The organism is Priestia sp. JNUCC 25 (assembly GCF_053667915.1).
The window spans coordinates 4,929,236-4,949,053 of record NZ_CM132211.1 but is presented as its reverse complement, the minus strand read 5'-3'; the positions used below and the strand labels follow the sequence as shown (position 1 = coordinate 4,949,053).

The following is a 19,818-nucleotide window of genomic DNA, read 5'->3' as shown; positions in this document are numbered from 1 at the left end:
AATACATATGTTAGTTTTGTCTGTAGAAGAGGAATATAAAAGGTGGGATTATATTGGCAGAGAAAATTTTAATTGTTGATGATCAGTATGGTATACGTATTTTATTAACGGAAGTGCTACAAAAAGAAGGCTATACGACATTTCAAGCGGCGAACGGCTTCCAGGCGATTGATATTACAAAAGAGCAAGCACCGGATCTTGTCTTATTAGATATGAAAATTCCAGGAATGGATGGAATTGAAATTTTAAAAAGGTTAAAGCAGCACGATGAAACGATTAAAGTCATCATTATGACCGCTTATGGTGAATTGGATATGATTCAAGAAGCAAAAGATTTAGGAGCATTAACACACTTTGCAAAACCGTTTGATATTGATGAAATCCGAAAAGTTGTTAGGGAATATATACCAGTAAAGTCGAATTAAGGTTTTGGTAGGGTTTTCATCCTAACAAATTTTGAATATCAGCCTAAAAATGTTGCTGTTTTCATTGTTAGTTGGTATCCTAATTACTGTATTCATAATTCGACAATCTATTATGTAAAGATGCGCGTTGTTTCTACATGAAACACTCAATTCAAGAGCATACTATTTGAGTGTGCCTTTTGGTTAGCATCTAATCTAAGGTTGATTTTAAGGAGGATTTCAATATGCCTTTAGTATCAATGAAAGAAATGCTTATTACAGCAAAAGAACAAGGCTATGCAGTAGGTCAATTTAACTTAAATAACTTAGAGTTTACTCAAGCTATTCTTCAAGCAGCAAAAGAAGAAAACTCTCCAGTTATTCTTGGTGTATCTGAAGGTGCAGCACGCTACATGGGCGGTTTCAAAACTGTTGTAGCAATGGTTGAAGCTCTAATCGAAGATTACGACGTTCAAGTACCAGTTGCAATTCACTTAGACCACGGTTCAAGCTTTGAATCATGTGCAAAAGCAATCCATGCTGGATTCACTTCTGTAATGATCGATGCTTCTCACCACCCATTTGAAGAAAACATTGCAATTACTTCTAAAGTAGTTGAACTAGCTCACTTCCACGGAGTATCTGTAGAAGCAGAACTAGGAACTGTTGGTGGACAAGAAGACGACGTTATTGCTGAGGGCGTTATCTATGCAGATGCTAACGAGTGTGAAGAACTTGTTAACCGTACAGGTATCGATTGCTTAGCTCCAGCATTAGGATCAGTTCACGGACCATACAAAGGTGAACCAAACCTAGGTTTTGCTGAAATGAAAGAAATCGGAGATCGTACAGGCTTACCATTAGTTTTACACGGTGGAACTGGTATTCCAACAAAAGATATCCAAAAATCAGTTTCTTTAGGTACTGCTAAAATCAACGTAAACACTGAAAACCAAATTGCTTCAGCTAAAGCTGTTCGTGAAGTATTAGCTGCGCAACCTGAACAATATGATCCACGTAAATACTTAGGACCTGCTCGCGAAGCAATCAAAGAAACGGTTCAAGGTAAAATGCGTGAATTCGGTTCTTCTAACAAAGCATAATTTGAAATCTTCGGATTGCCTGTTTGCAGTTAGTTGAGTCTGAAAAATAAAACCGTCTTATTTTTATTGTAAGGCGGTTTTATTTTTACTATAATTTTCTTATCATTCTGAATACATAACACAGGGGGATGGCATTCATGAAGTTTTTTATTGATACGGCTAATTTAGACGAAATTAAGGAAGCGCATTCATTAGGTTTGTTAGCGGGGGTTACAACAAATCCTAGTTTAGTAGCTAAAGAGAACATCACGTTTGAAGATCGTCTTCGTGAAATTACAGAGTTCGTTGAAGGATCTGTAAGTGCAGAAGTGATTGCGCTTGATGCAGAAGGCATGATTCGCGAAGGAAAAGAGCTTGCTGCGATTGCGCCGAATATTACAATCAAGGTACCGATGACTCCAGATGGCTTAAAAGCAGTAAAAGAATTTACTAGTTTAGGTATTAAGACAAACGTTACGCTTATTTTCTCAGCTAACCAAGCGTTAATGGCAGCAAGAGCAGGTGCTACTTACGTATCACCTTTCTTAGGAAGATTAGACGATATTGGTTTTAATGGTCTCGATTTAATCTCAGATATCGCAGATATTTTTGCGATTCATGACATTCCATCAGAAATTATTGCAGCATCTATTCGTCATCCGATGCACGTAACAGAAGCTGCAAAAAATGGAGCACATATTGCGACAATTCCTTACAAAGTTTTAATGCAATTGTTCAAACATCCGTTAACAAACGCAGGGATTGACCAATTTTTGGCAGATTGGGAAAAACGAAATGTCTAAACATGTATAAATTTGTGTGGCATTTACCATCCTGACAGGTGAATGCCATATTTTTCTTTTATCTTGTCGAAACTATACATGATTTTTTCATTTTCGTGTACACTAGTAGGTAATAGGAAAAATAACCATTCTTTTAGGTATTCTTTGTACCAAAATTTTCCTCAATTACTAGGTGAGAAACTTTCTTTCACTAGAAGGGAGCTATAAATGGAAAAGTTAAAAATACAAGGTGGCTTTACCTTAAGTGGATCCGTCCGCGTCAGTGGTGCTAAAAATAGTGCCGTTGCGCTTATTCCAGCAACAATTTTAGCCGAGTCACCTGTTACAATTGAAGGTCTGCCCGATATTTCAGACGTGCAGTTATTAGGGGATTTAGTTGAAGAAATTGGTGGGAAAGTAACCATTGATAACGACGAATTAACAGTAGATCCATCCGGAATGGTTGCAATGCCTTTACCGAACGGGAAAGTAAAAAAATTACGCGCTTCTTATTATTTAATGGGGGCGATGTTGGGACGCTTTAAAAAAGCGGTAGTTGGGCTTCCAGGAGGCTGTTACCTTGGTCCTAGACCAATCGATCAGCACATTAAAGGCTTTGAAGCTCTTGGCGCTAAAGTAACAAATGAACAAGGAGCTATTTACATTCGAGCTGAGGAACTGATTGGTGCTCGAATTTATTTAGACGTTGTTAGCGTGGGAGCAACAATCAATATTATGCTCGCTGCTGTAAGAGCAAAAGGGCGTACCGTTATTGAGAATGCTGCCAAAGAGCCTGAAATTATTGATGTAGCTACGTTACTGACAAGTATGGGTGCCCGTATTAAAGGTGCAGGTACAGATGTTATTCGAATTGATGGAGTAGATCAATTAAAAGGATGCCGTCATTCCATCATTCCAGACCGAATTGAAGCAGGCACATATATGATCATGGGAGCGAGTATGGGAAAAGAAGTTGTTGTTGACAACGTTATCCCTCAGCATTTGGAGTCATTAACGGCTAAAATGCGTGAGATGGGTATTCATATCGAAACAAGCTCAGATCAGATTCTTGTAGCGACTCGTCAGCTATTGAAGCCCGTAGATATTAAGACGCTAGTATATCCAGGTTTTCCAACTGATTTACAGCAGCCATTTACGACGCTTCTAACAAGAGCGTCTGGTACAAGCGTTGTGACGGATACAATTTACGGTGCAAGGTTTAAGCATATTGATGAACTGAGACGAATGAATGCATCTGTTAAGGTAGAAGGACGTTCTGCTATTATTAATGGCCCCATTCACTTACAAGGTGCACGTGTGAAAGCGTCGGACTTACGAGCAGGAGCAGCTCTCGTAACCGCTGGCTTAATGGCCAAAGGGATTACAGAGGTAACGGGTTTAGAGCACATTGACCGAGGTTACAGTCATTTAGTAGACAAGCTATCGGATTTAGGGGCAATGATTTGGCGTGAAGAGATGACTCAAGAGGAAATTGAGCAATTTCAAAATTCATAGAGGCAAATCGGTGCCACAGTCATGAAAGCAAAGTTTAGAAATGAGCTTTTTAATAAGCTACACAGGCGTAGGAGCGTTCTTCTATGTCTGTGTAGCTTATATATTTATGAATAGGGGAAATAGATAAAAAGGGAAGCCAAAAGATAAATTTCACTTCTTAATTTTAACGTCCAGTTTATTTCCTTTAATGTGAAATTATGAAAAGGTTTTCCTCGCTTCTCGTAAGCTATTAAATTTCCTTTTTTTTATTCATCTTCTAAAGTAAAAAAAAGATTGATTAAAAAGATAGAAAAAGGTTAGAATATAAATTGCTACGTTAAATTTATCAAGATAATATAAATGGTTTTATGTCGGAATTATTCTTCTAAAAGTGTATAGTTAATCAATTGATTCTACTTATTATACTTCAAAGGTTATATTCTCCATTTTCACAGATTTATTCCATCCATATCATCTCTCAATTTTATATTTGAATTTAATATGGGAGGAACGGTTAAAAATTATTCATTATAAAGCGTGGTGTCCTAATGAACTTAACATTATCCAGTTTAGAAAATATGAAATTAAAAGAGCTATATGAACATGCTCGTGAGTATAAAGTTTCGTACTATAGTAAATTAACGAAAAAAGAACTTGTCTTTGCTATTTTAAAGGCTCAAGCTGAACAAGATGGGCTTTTATTTATGGAAGGCGTTCTTGAAATTATTCAGTCAGAAGGATTCGGTTTCTTACGACCAATTAACTATTCACCGAGTTCAGAAGATATTTATATCTCAGCTTCACAAATTCGTCGCTTCGATCTGCGTAATGGAGACAAGGTATCGGGGAAAGTTCGTCCTCCAAAAGAAAATGAGCGCTACTACGGATTATTACATGTAGAAGCAGTAAACGGAGAAGATCCGGAAACGTCAAAAGATCGCGTGCATTTTCCAGCGCTAACGCCAATTTATCCAAATGAGCAAATGCTGCTAGAAACTCAGCCAAGAAGTTTCTCTACGCGTATTATTGACTTGATTTCACCAATTGGATTTGGGCAAAGGGGACTAATTGTCGCGCCGCCAAAAGCAGGTAAAACGATGCTGTTAAAAGAAATTGCTAATAGCATTACAACAAATCATCCTGATGCAGAATTGATTGTCCTTCTTATCGATGAGCGTCCTGAGGAAGTGACGGACATTGAGCGTTCGGTTGACGGTGATGTTGTCAGTTCTACATTTGACGAAGTGCCAGAAAACCACATTAAAGTAGCGGAACTTGTCCTTGAACGTGCGATGAGATTAGTCGAACACAAAAAAGATGTTGTCATTTTGATGGATAGCATCACAAGACTTGCTCGTGCATATAACTTAGTTATTCCACCGAGCGGTCGTACACTATCAGGGGGTATTGACCCAGCTGCTTTTCACCGTCCAAAACGATTCTTTGGAGCTGCTCGTAACATTGAAGATGGAGGCAGCTTAACCATTCTAGCAACAGCCTTAATTGATACAGGCTCTCGTATGGATGATGTTATTTATGAAGAATTTAAAGGTACAGGTAACATGGAACTGCATCTAGATCGTTCACTAGCTGAAAAACGTATCTTCCCTGCGATTGATATTCGTCGCTCAGGCACACGTAAAGAAGAGCTGTTAATTCCAAAAGAGCATTTAGACCACTTATGGGCAATTCGTAAATCAATGGCAGATGCTCCTGATTTTGCAGAAAAATTCTTAAAACGTTTACGTCAAACAAAGACAAATGAAGAGTTCTTCTCGATGTTAACGGAAGAGAAAAAAACGCTTCTAGCAAATAAACGATAAGTTATAAAACATGTGGTTGCAAAAGCATACAACCCTTGTTATAATTTCATCATGTGTGTTGATAAAGTACACAGTGAAATAGTTATTATTTCATCACTATCTTTATCAATAAACTCTGTTTCAGAATGATTCAGGGCGGAAGGAGATGAAACGAATGAAAACAGGAATTCATCCAAACTATAAAACAGTTATGGTTAAATGTACTTGCGGAAACGAATTTGAAAGTGGTTCTGTAAAAGAAGAGATCCGCGTTGAGACTTGTTCTGAATGTCACCCATTCTACACTGGTCGTCAAAAATTCGCTGAAGCTGGTGGCCGTGTTGATCGCTTCAACAAAAAATACGGTATTAAATAATCACATTGTCGAAACAAACAGGCAAGTAGCTTAACTTCTTGCCTGTTTTTTTGCTTATAAAAGTAGAAAAACAGTGTCTGCTTGATAAAAAAGTGGGTACTTTATCATAAGAATAAGATCTACATAGAAGACGTAGATTAAGTTAGTAGCGGTTCGCTCAGAAACGGAACGAGAAGAAGGGAGAGTCCCGCAGTGGTGTACGTAATGAAACAAAGCGGTTGGATAGAAGTAATTTGTGGCAGTATGTTTTCAGGGAAATCAGAAGAGTTGATTCGACGTGTGCGCCGTACGCAGTTTGCTAAACAAAAAGCACAAGTATTCAAGCCTGCAATTGATAATCGATATAGCGAAGAAGCTGTCGTTTCACATAATGGTACATCTGTTATGGCTTATTCAATCTCGGCATCGCGCGATATTTTAAAGCGAGTAAATGAAGAGACAGACGTAGTAGCGATAGACGAAGTACAGTTTTTTGACACAGATATTTTAGAAATTGTTCAATCTTTAGCAGATCAAGGCTTTCGTGTGATTGTAGCGGGGTTAGATCAAGACTTCAAAGGTGAACCTTTTGGACAAATGCCGCAGTTAATGGCTATTGCAGAGTCGGTAACAAAGCTACAGGCCGTGTGCGCTTCATGTGGCTCTCCTGCGAGCCGTACGCAGCGTTTGATTAACGGTGAGCCTGCTTCTTATGACGACCCTATTATTTTAGTCGGTGCGTCGGAATCGTACGAACCAAGATGTCGTCATTGCCACGTTGTGCAAAAGTCTAAAGGACAAGCTGTGTCTGTGGACTCAAGCGAAATGGTCGAAAAATAAAGCAAGAATTTTATGATGATAAAAACAGAACGCGCAGTTCTGTTTTTTTGTTCATATACGTGTATTAACAAGGTTTTGACTCTATTTTAAAGCTATACTATAATTACAATGTTATGGATAAAGAATGAGGTGAATGACGTGTTTGATCGTTTAGAAGCGGTAGAGGCGCGCTATGAGAAGTTAAACGAACTTCTGAGTGACCCTGAGATCGTAAACAACCCCTCTAAGTTGAGAGAATATTCGAAGGAACAATCAGATATACAACAAACGGTAGCCGCTTATCAGGAATACAAAGATGTAAAAGAGCAGCTATCAGAAGCGAAAACGATGCTTGAAGATAAGCTTGATGCAGATATGCGTGACATGGTAAAAGAAGAAATTGCCGAGTTAGAAACGCAGCAAGAAGAGCTAGTTGAAAAGCTACGTATTTTATTAATTCCAAAAGATCCAAACGATGATAAAAACGTAATCATGGAGGTTCGTGGAGCGGCTGGTGGAGATGAAGCAGCATTATTCGCAGCTAATTTGTACCGCATGTATTCGCGCTTTGCTGAATCACAAGGCTGGAAAACAGAAGTAATGGAAGCAACGACTACTGGAGTAGGCGGTTATAAAGAAATTATCTTTATGATTAACGGTAAAGGTGCGTACTCAAAGATGAAATTTGAAAACGGTGCACACCGTGTTCAACGAGTTCCTGAAACAGAATCAGGCGGTCGTATTCATACATCTACAGCAACGGTAGCATGTCTTCCTGAAGCGGAAGAAGTCGAAGTGGACATTCATGAAAAAGACATCCGTGTAGATACATTTGCTTCAAGTGGACCAGGTGGCCAAAGTGTTAATACGACGATGTCAGCCGTTCGTTTAACGCATTTACCAACAAATACAGTGGTATCATGTCAAGATGAAAAGTCTCAGATTAAAAATAAAGAAAAAGCAATGAAAGTATTGCGTGCTCGCGTGTACGATAAGTTCCAGCGAGAAGCACAAGCAGAGTACGATGCAACGCGCAAACAAGCAGTTGGATCAGGAGATCGCTCCGAGCGTATCCGTACGTATAACTTCCCGCAAAATCGCGTAACGGACCACCGTATTGGTCTGACGATTCAAAAGCTAGATCAAATCTTAGAAGGCAAGCTTGATGAAATTATCGATGCATTAGTCATGGAAGACCAAGCGCGCCGAATGGAAGATTCGAACTAATGAAAGTATTTGAAGCCCTTAAGTGGGCTTCTTCTTTTTTGAAAGAGGCAAAGCGAGATGAAAACGCGGGAGAACTCTTGCTTCGCCATCACTTGCAGATGACGAGAACTCATTTGCTAGGTTCTCTGCAGGAAGAACTAGAAGAAGAAATCCTAAAAAGATTTGAACAAGATGTTCATGCTCATAAAACAGGTATGCCTGTACAATATCTAATTGGGACAGAAGAATTTTACGGGCGTTCATTTATTGTAAACGAACATGTATTAATTCCAAGACCCGAAACGGAAGAGCTGGTATACGGAATGATTTCTCGAATAAAAAAAGAATTTCAACACCAGCCTATTGAGCTTGTAGATATTGGAACGGGAAGTGGGGCAATTGCTATCACTTTAGCTTTAGAGCTTGACAGAGTGGAAGTTACAGCAACAGATATAGCTATAGAATCTTTAAGCGTAGCCAAAGAAAATGCTCAAAACTTGGACGCTGCTGTCACGTTTATACAGGGAGATCTATTACAACCATTTCTATTATCGAATCAGAAATTTGATGTAATTGTGTCTAATCCGCCTTATATTCCAGCAGATGATGAGTTGTCCACAGTGGTAAAAGATCATGAGCCAAACCGAGCTCTTTTTGGTGGAAAAGATGGCCTGGATTTTTATCGACGTTTCATGGAAGAGTTGCCATATGTGACGAAGTCAAATAGTATTATTGGATTTGAAGTTGGGGCCGGACAGACAAAAGATGTAGCTGAGATGCTGCAAAAAACGTTTCCGACAGCTTTTGTAGAATGTGTATATGATATTAATGGAAAAGATCGAATGGTTTTTGCACAACTTCGCGAGAACTAAAAAATCAGAGGGAATAATTTTCCCTTTGATTTTTGAAAATCATGCATTTTTTTACTAAATTACTAGTTTAAGATATCTTGCTTTCGGCCATACTGTTCCTATGAAAGGGCGGTGGCCGAAATGAAGAAATATGCTATCATTTATTTTATTTTATTAATTATTGGAGCAAATGCTCAACTTATATATACACATAACCAAGTGCAGGCAGATCAGCCTGCAGTCATTCCAGACGAGGCAATTCGACTGCGTATTTTAGCAAACAGCGACGGTGAAAAAGACCAGTACGTAAAACGTCTGATTCGTGACCGCGTGAACGAACAAATCACAGAATGGGTAAAAGATTTAACATCTGTAAGTGTAGCTCGAAAAACAATTAAAGAAAATTTGCCGGCGCTTGAAACAATTGCGAAAGAAGTGCTAAAAGAAGAAGGCGTAAATGAATCTGTTCATGTTAAATTCGGAAAAGTAGAGTTTCCTACTAAGTTGTACGGTCAGTTTTTATATCCAGCAGGTGAGTATGAAGCCGTGCTTATTACTCTTGGCAAAGGAGAGGGAGCAAACTGGTGGTGTGTACTATTTCCTCCTTTATGCTTCTTAGATTTCTCAAACGGTGAAGCGGTAAAAGCGCCGGAGCCATCTGAAGAAGAGCCAAAGGAAGAAAAAGAGAAACCAGCAGCTTCTGAATCAAAATCTGCAGACAAAACAGATGACAAATCGGCTGAAAGTAAAGAGCCTGCAGTGAAAACAGAAATTCAATCTGCAACTATTACATCGGATTCTATTGAGCAGAAAGCTGAGGAATCTTCTCAACCAACAGTATCTTCTAAAGAAGCGATTGCAAAAGATACAAGTACAGTAAAGGAAGACACAAGTGCTAAGGCTGAAAAAAAGGAAAGTAAAGAAGCTGAAAAGTCTGTTTCATCTAAGAAAAAAGCTGATTCTAAATCAAAAGAAGATTCTGTAGAAGTTAAGTTTTTTGTAGTAGAATGGGTATCGTCAGTATTTAATTAATAGAATCATTAAAAATAAAATTCAGTTCTACTTTTTTTAATTATCTCATAGATTTGTTACTAGAAAACAAGTTGAGGTGATTAAAATGAGAGAACAATTAAAAATTGCCAGTGAAAATGATTATATTCGAATTCAGCAGTTTTTACAAAAAGCGGGCATCAGCACAGCAGGTGTGGAAGAGCATATTCATCAATTTGTCATAATGGAAAATGAAGAAGGCGAGCTGCTAGCAACAGTTGGGTTTGAAAAAGAAGGTGTGGATGGAATTCTCCGCTCCCTTGTCGTGTCTCCTTCTTTAATTCAATCTGATATTCTGCTGCTATTTAAAAGCATCGTCCAGCTGGCTCAAAAGCATGGCGTGAAGCAACTATATTTACTAACAAATAAGGCATCTTCTCTACATTTTTTTCAAATGATGAATTTTCAGCAAACATCTTACAGTGCACTGCCTGAGTTGTTAAAAGAACATTCTTATTTAAAAAAGTTACCAAACCCTCAGGATGTCTATGTGATGTTTTATGCAGCTAGTTAAAAGAAAATGTGGATAAATCATTTTAATGGGGTATCCACAATGTTATTCACAAAAACATAAGCTTTATCCACATTTTGTGGATAAAGCTTGTTTGTTGATATAATGAATGCATGTATTTTACTATCTTTGATACATATTGTACTTTTAAAGTAAAAAAAACCTAGATATAGAAAGAAAAAGGAGTTGAAGAAGATGGAAACTAAGTTATGGGTTGTGGATAATTTTACGAACGAAAAAGATATTTATCCACAGATAGAAGAAGCAGCAGATTTGCTGCGCAATCACGAAGTGGTTGCTTTTCCTACAGAGACGGTGTATGGATTAGGAGGAGACGCAACATCGGATAAAGCTGTGGATAAAATTTTTGCAGCGAAAGGACGTCCTAGTGATAACCCTCTTATTGTTCATATTGGAGATAAAGAGCAGCTTCATACATTTGTAGAGTCGATTCCTTCAAAAGCAGAGAAAGTGATCGATGCTTTTTGGCCGGGTCCTCTTACAGTAATCTTACCCAAAAAAGATCGAGTTTCAGATAAGGTTACGGCTGGTTTAAACAGCATCGCAGTGAGAATGCCCTCACATCCAGTAGCCCTCGCATTATTAAAAAAAGTGGCTTTGCCTATCGCAGCTCCTAGTGCAAACCTTTCCGGCAAGCCAAGTCCCACTCTAGCTCATCATGTGATGAATGATTTAGAAGGGCGTATTAGCGGAGTTGTAGATGGAGGAGCAACAGGGGTAGGAGTAGAGTCAACTGTCCTTGATTGTACAGAAGAGATTCCTATCATTTTACGGCCGGGCGGCATTACTCAGAAAGAGTTGGAAAATGTCATTGGTCCCGTAAAAGTAGATCGAGCGTTACTAAGTGATAAAGAAGCGCCAAAATCTCCAGGTATGAAATACACGCATTACGCACCTGATTCACCGCTTGTCATCGTTGACGGCAGTTCAGATTTTTTCCAGTCTATTATTGATGGCTATAAAGATCAGGGTAAGCGAGTGGGGGTATTAACGACATCTGAACATGAAGATGCGTATAAAGCGGATGCGGTTATCACATGTGGATCTCGTTCAAATTTAGAGACGGTTGCTAGCCATTTATACGAGTCGCTTCGTTCATTTAATGAGTGTGACGTAGATATTATCGTTAGTGAAAGTTTTTCTGAAGAAGGAGTCGGTCATGCCGTTATGAACCGATTAATGAAAGCTGCAGGACATCACGTGATTAAGCAATAAAATTCATCTTCTAAACCTTTTCGAATGTGCATATTTTGAAATAGGAGCACGTCCGAGGAGGGTAAAGATGAATGTATCTCAGTTAATTAGTGAAATGATCACGTTAGTCATTATGGCGTTTGCCTTAGGAATGGATGCTTTCTCAGTTGGTTTGGGAATGGGATTAATTCGTTTACGCTTTCGCCAAATTTTCTACATTGGTGTTGTTATCGGTGTATTTCATATTTGGATGCCGCTGTTAGGCATGTTTATTGGACGACTTTTGTCTGATAAACTTGGAATGTTTGCTACCTATGGCGGTGGAATTTTATTGCTGATTCTTGGGGCGCAGATGATTTATTCCTCCTTTAAGCATGACGATACGCCGTTTATCAAACCAGTTGGCTTTGGACTGTTATTTTTTGCGCTCAGCGTGAGTCTAGATAGTTTTTCTGTTGGACTTAGCTTAGGTATTTTTGGAGCAAGAACGTTTTTGACCATTATTGTTTTTGGCGTAGTGAGTATGCTATTAACTTGGTTAGGACTGCTGTTAGGCAGAAGAGTGCAAGGCTGGCTTGGTTCATATAGTGAGGCACTGGGCGGAAGCATTTTATTAGCTTTTGGAATCAAATTGTTACTACCTTTTTAACTATATAAATAGGTAAAGGGTCATGACCATTCAGGTTATGGTCTTTTTTTGCTTCTTTTGGATTGCAGCGATAAAAGAAGGAAAGCGAAGTCGTTTTTTCGAGATGGATGAAGCGGTAATGGATAAAAAATACCCGGAAAAGCTAACTGGATTTATGCAAGCAATAGAGATACAATAGGGTGGAATATCAACATAGTCGAACATAGTGAAAGCAAGGGAGGATGTATCTTGAAAAACATCTTATTTGTATGTACAGGAAACACGTGCCGCAGCCCTATGGCAGAAGCGTTGCTCAAAGCTAAAGAGATAGATGGAATAAACGTGAAGTCTGCAGGTGTATTCGCTTCAAATGGAAGTGAAGCTTCTGTTCATGCACAAGTTGCCCTTCACCAGAAAGGCATAGCTTGTTCTCATGCTTCGGCAGCATTAACGGAAGAACAATTGATGTGGGCTACTTATATTTTTACGATGACGGATCAGCATAAAATGCTGATTTTGAACCAAGCTCCATACGTAAGTGATAAATTATTTACGCTAAAAGAATTTGCCGACGAGCAAGGTGAAGTATCTGATCCGTTTGGCGGATCATTGCAGACGTACGAACAGACTTTAGAAGAGTTAGAGCGTATGATTAACAAAATAGTCGACAAATTATAAAAGGTTCCATAAATTTTTGCTGACTTAAAATGAACAGAAATTTAATATAAGACGAAGGTATGTATGAGGAGGAAACAAAGATGAAAGTAGCTATTGCATCTGACCACGGAGGTATAAATTTGCGACAGGAAATTATCTCTTTAATGGAAGAATTAAATATTGAATATGTGGATTTAGGGTGTGAATGCACAGCGTCTGTCGACTATCCGGATTATGCACTTCCCGTTGCTCAAAAAGTGGCGAGCCAAGAAGTAAGTCGAGGCATTCTTATTTGTGGAACAGGCATCGGTATGAGTATAGCAGCTAATAAAGTAAAAGGAATTCGCTGCGCTCTAGTGCATGATACGTTCAGTGCAAAAGCAACAAGAGAACATAATGACAGCAATATTTTGGCAATGGGTGAACGTGTCATTGGGCCGGGACTTGCACGTGAAATTGCGAAAATTTGGTTAATGACAGAATTTGAAGGCGGCCGACATGAAAATCGCGTGAATAAAATTAAACAGTATGAGCAGCAAAGCGATGCAACAGTAACTGTATAATGTGAACGTATTCAATGAAAGAAAGGAAGAAAAACGTGTCTGAACTTACGAAATGGAAAGAGCAGTTGGAAACAGTTTTATCTGATTTTTTAGCACAAGTGCAGTTGTCTTCAGAACATACACTTGTCATCGGATGCAGTACAAGCGAGGTAATTGGTGAAAAAATAGGAACCGCAGGCGCCATGGAAGTCGCAGAAATGATTTTTGATACACTAGCAGATTTTCGAAAAAAAACGGGTGTCCACTTAGCATTTCAATGCTGTGAACATCTCAATCGAGCACTGGTAGTAGAAAGAGAATTAGCTCGCAAAGAGCGTTTAGAAATCGTTAGTGTTGTTCCTATCCATAAAGCAGGCGGAGCGATGGCTACACAGGCCTATGGCCAGCTTAAAGATCCTGTTTTGGTAGAGTTTATTAAAGCTGATGCCGGTATTGATATTGGAGATACATTCATTGGTATGCATTTAAAGCATGTCGCAGTACCCGTTCGTTGTACGTTAAACGCAGTTGGACACGCTCATGTTACTGTAGCAAAGACGCGTCCAAAACTAATTGGTGGAATGAGAGCGTTTTACGAACTTTCGTAATTAAATATATTAAAATAATACACATTTTTTCTTTTTTATTCTAAATAAATCATGTTACAATGTAGTTGAATCAACAAATAACGAACATTGCGAATACGAAATGAGGAGAGGATTTTGATGGAGAAACAACTAATGCAACAAGATCCAGCAGTTTATAATGCGATCAAGGATGAATTACAAAGACAACGTACTAAGATTGAGCTAATTGCTTCAGAAAACTTTGTAACAACAGCGGTAATGGAAGCACAAGGTTCAGTTTTAACAAATAAATATGCTGAAGGCTATCCAGCTAAACGTTACTACGGCGGTTGTGAACACGTAGACGTGGTAGAAGACTTAGCTCGTGATCGTGCAAAAGAAATTTTCGGAGCAGAGCACGTGAATGTTCAACCTCACTCAGGTGCACAAGCAAACATGGCTGTATACTTCACTGTTTTAGAGGCTGGAGACACAGTACTTGGTATGAATTTATCGCACGGCGGTCACTTAACGCACGGAAGTCCTGTTAACTTTAGTGGTGTTCAGTACAATTTCATCGAATATGGCGTAGATCGTGAAACACATCGTATTAACTACGATGATGTATTAGAAAAAGCTCGTACACATAAGCCAAAATTAATTGTGGCTGGTGCAAGCGCATATCCACGCGCAATCGACTTCAAGCGTTTCCGTGAAATCGCTGATGAAGTAGGCGCTTATTTAATGGTAGACATGGCTCATATTGCTGGTCTAGTAGCTGCAGGACTTCATCAAAATCCTGTGCCACATGCTCATTTCGTTACAACTACAACACATAAAACACTACGCGGACCACGCGGCGGTATGATTTTATGTAAAGAAGAATTTGCGAAAAAGATTGATAAGTCAATCTTCCCTGGTATTCAAGGTGGTCCATTGATGCACGTTATCGCTGCAAAAGCAGTAGCATTTGGTGAAGCATTACAAGATGAATTTAAGCACTATGCTCAAAATATCATCGACAATGCTAATCGTTTAGCAGAAGGATTAAAGAAAGAAGGATTTGCTCTTGTATCTGAAGGAACAGACAATCACCTTGTGTTAATCGACGTAAGTTCAATGAATTTGACAGGTAAAGTAGCTGAAAAAGCACTTGATGATGTAGGTATTACAACAAACAAAAATACAATTCCTTACGATGAGCAAAGCCCATTTGTAACAAGCGGTATCCGTATTGGTACAGCTGCGGTTACAACTCGCGGATTTGGCTTAGAAGAGATGGATGAAATTGCTTCTATCATCGGATTAACGCTTAAAAATATTGAAGATGAAGAAAAGCTAGCTGAAGCTAAAACACGCGTTGAAGCTTTAACAAGCAAGTTTGAAATGTATAAATCACTTTAAGAGAGACAGGCCTTTGTGCCTGTTTTTTTATGGAGAAAGTGGTAGCAATTCAATCATTTTTTGAATAATGCTTGAACTCAAAAACTTTTTTCTGTAAAATGAATGCAATGTATAAATTTAATTAGCAAGAGATATGTTTTTACTAGTACGTACCATTCAATTCGTTGAATGGTATTTTAATGTGTACATCTTTATATATAAGGAGAGATATCAATGGGCAAAGTATACGTATTTGATCACCCGCTTATTCAACACAAATTAACTTACATACGCGATGTAAAAACGGGAACGAAAGAGTTTCGTGAATTAGTTGATGAAGTGGCAAGCTTAATGGCTTTTGAAGCGACACGTGATTTACCGCTAGAAGACGTTGAAATTGAAACACCGGTTTGCAAAACAAAGTCAAAAGTTATTGCAGGGAAAAAGCTTGGTATCGTTCCAATTCTTCGTGCTGGTATCGGCATGGTAGATGGATTTTTAAAACTAATGCCAGCTGCTAAAGTTGGACACGTTGGCTTATATCGTGATCCAGAAACATTACAGCCTGTTGAATATTATGTAAAGCTGCCTAATGATGTAGAAGAGCGTGACTTTATTGTAGTAGATCCTATGCTTGCAACAGGAGGGTCAGCTGTAGAAGCAATCAACTCTCTTAAAAAAAGAGGCGCCAAAAACATTAAATTTATGTGTTTAATTGCTGCTCCTGAAGGCGTGGAAATCGTAAAAGAAGCACACCCTGACGTAGATATTTACATTGCAGCATTAGATGAAAAGTTAAATGACCATGGATATATTGTTCCAGGTTTAGGTGATGCAGGGGATCGTTTATTCGGTACAAAATAATTTGTAGATTCGGGTGATGAACATGAAGCAGCCAATTAAAGTAATGACGATATTCGGGACAAGACCAGAAGCAATTAAAATGGCCCCTCTAGTGCTAGAGCTTAAAAAGCGGCCGGAGGAGTTCGAAGCGATTGTTACAGTAACGGCTCAGCACCGTGAAATGTTAGACCAAGTATTGAGCATTTTTGACATTCAGCCTGACTATGACCTTAACATTATGAAAGATCGCCAAACTCTTATGGACGTAACGACCAGAGGATTAGAAGGTTTGGACGACGTAATGAAAAAAGTAAAGCCGGACATCGTACTTGTACACGGCGATACAACTACGACGTTTATTGCCGGACTAGCAGCTTTTTATAATCAAATTCAGGTGGGACATGTTGAAGCAGGTTTGCGCACATGGAATAAATATTCTCCATATCCGGAAGAAATGAACCGTCAGCTTACAGGCGTTCTCGCTGATTTGCACTTTGCTCCGACAGATAAGTCTGCAGCTAATTTGCAAGCAGAGAATAAAAAAGAAGAGCGAATCTTTGTGACTGGAAACACAGCTATCGATGCGTTAAAAACGACAGTAAAAGAGACATATGAGCATGAAGTGTTAACGAAATTGGGAGATGATCGTCTTATTTTATTAACGGCTCATCGCCGCGAAAATTTAGGCGAACCAATGAAAAACATGTTCCGTGCTGTTAAACGTATTGTGGATGAACATGAAGATGTGCAAGTTGTGTATCCTGTTCATTTGAATCCGGTAGTTAGAGAAACAGCAAACGATATCTTAGGAAATGACCCACGCATTCACTTAATTGAACCGTTAGATGTAATTGACTTCCATAACTTCGCTGAGCGCGCTCATATTATTTTGACAGATTCGGGCGGTGTTCAAGAAGAAGCTCCTTCATTAGGCGTACCTGTATTGGTACTTCGTGATACAACAGAGCGACCGGAAGGAATTGAAGCAGGAACGCTCAAACTAGCAGGAACGGAAGAAGAAACGATTTATGCGCTAGCAAAAGAGCTGTTAATAGATGAAGACGTATATAAGCAAATGTCACAAGCATCGAATCCTTACGGAGACGGCTTAGCTTCTAAACGCATTTGTGATGCTATTAGCTACTATTTCAACCGTCGTGAAAACAGACCGGAAGCTTTTAATCCGCTTTCGTAAGATTTCTAAACACCTTTCACATGAAAAGTGTCTCTTTGAGACACGATAGTGTGAGAGGTGTTTTTTTTATGTGGATTAAATGGTTAATGATTAGCTTTATATTGGGAAGCGGGGGAGGGCAAATGTCGCTCAATCCCACATTTCCTTCTATAAAACAAGAAATGCATCATCAAGAAAAATCAATAATTGTCATGATTAAAAAAGAAAAATTCGCCAAATTTAAAAGTCAGTTACAAAAAAATTATCCTAATATAAAGATTAAGAGCGAATTTCATACGGTGTTTACAGGACTTTCGTTAAACGGCTCCATTTCGGATTTGGAAAACCTATCTCATAATCCTTCTATTATTAGTTCACATTCTATTAAAAACTACCAGGTTGCAGAAGAAAATAGCGTAACCTTCATTGGCTCAGAACAGGTAAGAGGCTTATTTGATACTTATAATCAGCGCTTAACAGGAAAAGGGATCAAAGTAGGCGTCATCGATACGGGTGTTGATTATTCTCATCCCGATTTAAAACAAACCTACAGAGGAGGGTATGATGTAATAGATAAAGATTATGAGCCGATGGAAACCACTCGGGAGCAAGGAGAGCCTACTCTGCATGGCACTCATGTAGCTGGTATTATTGCAGCAAATGGAAATATTAAAGGTGTAGCACCTGAAGCAGAGATCTACGCATACCGAGCTCTTGGACCTGGAGGAGCTGGAACGTCTGAAAGTGTTATTCTAGCTATCGAAAAAGCAATTCAAGATGATGTAGATATTATTAATTTATCATTGGGAAATGATGTGAATGGTCCTGATTTACCAACAAGCTTAGCATTAGATCGGGCTGTTGAAAAAGGAATTGTAACGGTCACATCTAGCGGCAATTCAGGTCCAGGTTTATGGACCGTGGGCTCTCCAGGTACAGCGGGAAAAGCTATTTCCGTTGGCGCTTCTGTTTCCCCGACAACAGTTCAATTTCTAACAATTGGATTTAACAAAGAAAAAATTATGATGGCGCCAGTAGAAGGGTCTCGTCCATGGACGTTTAATCAAACGCTGCGTGTAATAAATGAAGAATATTCCAAAGAGCAAAAGCATGCGTTGGGTAACGTCATTTTGCTAAAAGTAGAAGGAAATGCGGTTGAAAAAAAGATTAAACAAGCTGAACAGGCTGGAGCAAAAGCTGTTCTTTTATATAGCCCGACTGAAAAAAGCATAATCGGTAAACTACAAGAGTCAGTAAATATTCCAGTGATATGGGTAAGTAAAAAAAGCGGTGATACCATTAATCAACACATTCAGTCTCAACAGCCATACTTACGCACTGGCAAGCAAGTGGTACAAGACTTGCTCACATCTTTCAGTTCAAGAGGACCTGTAACGACTACTTGGGGAATCAAGCCGGACGTCGTCGCACCTGGTTACTTCATTAATAGTACAGTTCCTGGGGGATATGAACGCATGCATGGAACAAGTATGGCTGCGCCCCATGTAGCTGGAGCGTGCGCTCTTATTTTACAAGCTCACCCGAACTGGTCTCCTGAACAAGTCAAAGCTTCATTGATGAACACAAGTAAAGTAATGCAGCAGCTAAATGGCCAAACGTATCGCGTATATGAACAAGGAGCCGGGAGAATTCAAATAGCAAAAGCTGTCACAGCAGACTCTTTATTTTATCCATCTTCTTTATCTTTCGGTATTTTTACTCGCCCATCAAAGAAAGTCTTATCATTTAAAATTGATAACCAGTCTGATAAAGCAAAAACGTATCGCTTAAACGTTCCAAAAAGGGATGAAGGAGTGAACTGGGATGTTCCATTACCCGTCACGGTGCAGCCCCATCAGACAAAAGAAATAGCTGTCACTTTATCGGTGCAGCCCCGTTTTAAAAATAAAGGTATATATGACGGATATTTGGAAATAAATGATTCACGTGAAACATTTTCGCTTCCTTATATGTACATGGTTAGCATTCCAGATTATCCTCGTGTCATGGGATTGCAAGTAGCAGCGGAAAAAGAGAAAAATACGTATAGCTATGAACTGTTTTTGCCTGAAGGAGCAGATCAGTTAGGCGTGGCTCTTTTTGATAAGCAGTCTTTACAGTTTGTATCGTATTTAGATGTTGACGTTGATGTAGAAAGAGGCATGAGAAAACGAAAAATAACGATTGATGAATCGCTTGTACCGGGGTCGTACCAAATATTTGCATTTGTGAAAAAGCATAGACAAGAGCAGGTTGTACAAAGTACAATAACGATTGAATGAACCTCTTTAAATGTTTTCATTTGAAGAGGTTTTATGTGTGGCAGAAATGTGAACAATAAGAAGAGATTGTGAAGTTTTTAGCTTAAACACATTGACATTAAATATACGCTATTGTATGCTTACAGGGAATATAAATGATAAGGTTTTCAACCTGTGAAAACCGTTGATATTT

General features: G+C 38.9%; 21 protein-coding genes. All 21 read left to right on the top strand.

Going from position 1 to position 19,818, the window contains the following annotated elements; all coding sequences use genetic code 11:
- Positions 1-50: 50 nt before the first annotated feature.
- Positions 51-425 carry a response regulator gene (locus tag JNUCC25_RS25995; RefSeq protein ID WP_087944205.1) on the top strand — a complete coding sequence of 125 codons (375 nt, stop codon included), beginning with the start codon at positions 51-53 and terminating at the stop codon, positions 423-425.
- A 224-nt stretch (positions 426-649) separates the two neighbouring features.
- Entirely contained in the window at positions 650-1,507 is an 858-nt protein-coding gene (locus JNUCC25_RS25990) for a class II fructose-bisphosphate aldolase (protein ID WP_013059826.1), read from the top strand.
- 137 nt (positions 1,508-1,644) lie between these two features.
- Positions 1,645-2,289: a fructose-6-phosphate aldolase gene (fsa, locus tag JNUCC25_RS25985; RefSeq protein ID WP_013059825.1), complete on the top strand. Its 645-nt coding sequence runs from the start codon at positions 1,645-1,647 to the stop codon at positions 2,287-2,289.
- A gap of 207 nt (positions 2,290-2,496) precedes the next feature.
- A complete protein-coding gene (locus JNUCC25_RS25980; protein WP_013059824.1) occupies positions 2,497-3,783 on the top strand; it encodes a UDP-N-acetylglucosamine 1-carboxyvinyltransferase in 1,287 nt (428 codons plus the stop codon).
- A 527-nt stretch (positions 3,784-4,310) separates the two neighbouring features.
- A complete protein-coding gene (rho, locus tag JNUCC25_RS25975) occupies positions 4,311-5,585 on the top strand; it encodes a transcription termination factor Rho (RefSeq protein WP_013059823.1) in 1,275 nt (424 codons plus the stop codon).
- Positions 5,586-5,739: 154 nt separating this feature from the next.
- Positions 5,740-5,940, top strand: coding sequence for a 50S ribosomal protein L31 (gene rpmE, locus JNUCC25_RS25970; RefSeq protein ID WP_013059822.1), 201 nt, complete (start codon positions 5,740-5,742; stop codon positions 5,938-5,940).
- A 204-nt stretch (positions 5,941-6,144) separates the two neighbouring features.
- Complete coding sequence (locus JNUCC25_RS25965; protein ID WP_153252841.1) at positions 6,145-6,759, top strand: thymidine kinase; 615 nt, start codon at positions 6,145-6,147, stop codon at positions 6,757-6,759.
- A 138-nt stretch (positions 6,760-6,897) separates the two neighbouring features.
- The gene (prfA, locus tag JNUCC25_RS25960) at positions 6,898-7,965 is read left to right on the top strand and encodes a peptide chain release factor 1 (RefSeq protein ID WP_013059820.1); all 1,068 of its coding nucleotides are present in this window, start codon (positions 6,898-6,900) and stop codon (positions 7,963-7,965) included.
- Complete coding sequence (prmC, locus tag JNUCC25_RS25955) at positions 7,965-8,816, top strand: peptide chain release factor N(5)-glutamine methyltransferase (protein WP_029319407.1); 852 nt, start codon at positions 7,965-7,967, stop codon at positions 8,814-8,816. Before prfA ends, prmC begins: the two co-directional genes overlap by 1 nt.
- A 120-nt stretch (positions 8,817-8,936) precedes the next feature.
- Positions 8,937-9,827 (top strand): stage II sporulation protein R, encoded by an 891-nt coding sequence (gene spoIIR, locus JNUCC25_RS25950; protein ID WP_029319405.1) that lies wholly within the window; start codon positions 8,937-8,939, stop codon positions 9,825-9,827.
- Between the two features lie 85 nt (positions 9,828-9,912).
- Positions 9,913-10,359 (top strand): GNAT family N-acetyltransferase, encoded by a 447-nt coding sequence (locus JNUCC25_RS25945; RefSeq protein ID WP_029319403.1) that lies wholly within the window; start codon positions 9,913-9,915, stop codon positions 10,357-10,359.
- Positions 10,360-10,551: 192 nt separating this feature from the next.
- On the top strand, positions 10,552-11,592 hold the full coding sequence (locus JNUCC25_RS25940) for an L-threonylcarbamoyladenylate synthase (RefSeq protein WP_025601926.1): 1,041 nt from the start codon (positions 10,552-10,554) through the stop codon (positions 11,590-11,592).
- A 67-nt stretch (positions 11,593-11,659) separates the two neighbouring features.
- Entirely contained in the window at positions 11,660-12,220 is a 561-nt protein-coding gene (locus JNUCC25_RS25935) for a manganese efflux pump MntP (RefSeq protein WP_013059815.1), read from the top strand.
- A 22-nt stretch (positions 12,221-12,242) separates the two neighbouring features.
- Entirely contained in the window at positions 12,243-12,398 is a 156-nt protein-coding gene (locus JNUCC25_RS25930; protein WP_155660731.1) for a hypothetical protein, read from the top strand.
- A 50-nt stretch (positions 12,399-12,448) separates the two neighbouring features.
- Positions 12,449-12,877, top strand: coding sequence for a low molecular weight protein arginine phosphatase (locus JNUCC25_RS25925; RefSeq protein WP_013059814.1), 429 nt, complete (start codon positions 12,449-12,451; stop codon positions 12,875-12,877).
- A gap of 80 nt (positions 12,878-12,957) precedes the next feature.
- Complete coding sequence (rpiB, locus tag JNUCC25_RS25920) at positions 12,958-13,419, top strand: ribose 5-phosphate isomerase B (protein ID WP_025601414.1); 462 nt, start codon at positions 12,958-12,960, stop codon at positions 13,417-13,419.
- A gap of 35 nt (positions 13,420-13,454) precedes the next feature.
- A complete protein-coding gene (locus JNUCC25_RS25915; protein WP_029319400.1) occupies positions 13,455-14,006 on the top strand; it encodes a TIGR01440 family protein in 552 nt (183 codons plus the stop codon).
- A gap of 117 nt (positions 14,007-14,123) precedes the next feature.
- The gene (locus tag JNUCC25_RS25910) at positions 14,124-15,368 is read left to right on the top strand and encodes a serine hydroxymethyltransferase (RefSeq protein ID WP_013059811.1); all 1,245 of its coding nucleotides are present in this window, start codon (positions 14,124-14,126) and stop codon (positions 15,366-15,368) included.
- A 213-nt stretch (positions 15,369-15,581) separates the two neighbouring features.
- A complete protein-coding gene (gene upp / locus JNUCC25_RS25905) occupies positions 15,582-16,211 on the top strand; it encodes a uracil phosphoribosyltransferase (RefSeq protein WP_013059810.1) in 630 nt (209 codons plus the stop codon).
- Positions 16,212-16,233: 22 nt separating this feature from the next.
- Complete coding sequence (gene wecB / locus JNUCC25_RS25900) at positions 16,234-17,385, top strand: non-hydrolyzing UDP-N-acetylglucosamine 2-epimerase (RefSeq protein ID WP_025601419.1); 1,152 nt, start codon at positions 16,234-16,236, stop codon at positions 17,383-17,385.
- 68 nt (positions 17,386-17,453) lie between these two features.
- Positions 17,454-19,646, top strand: coding sequence for a S8 family serine peptidase (locus JNUCC25_RS25895; RefSeq protein WP_064472200.1), 2,193 nt, complete (start codon positions 17,454-17,456; stop codon positions 19,644-19,646).
- Positions 19,647-19,818: the final 172 nt, after the last annotated feature.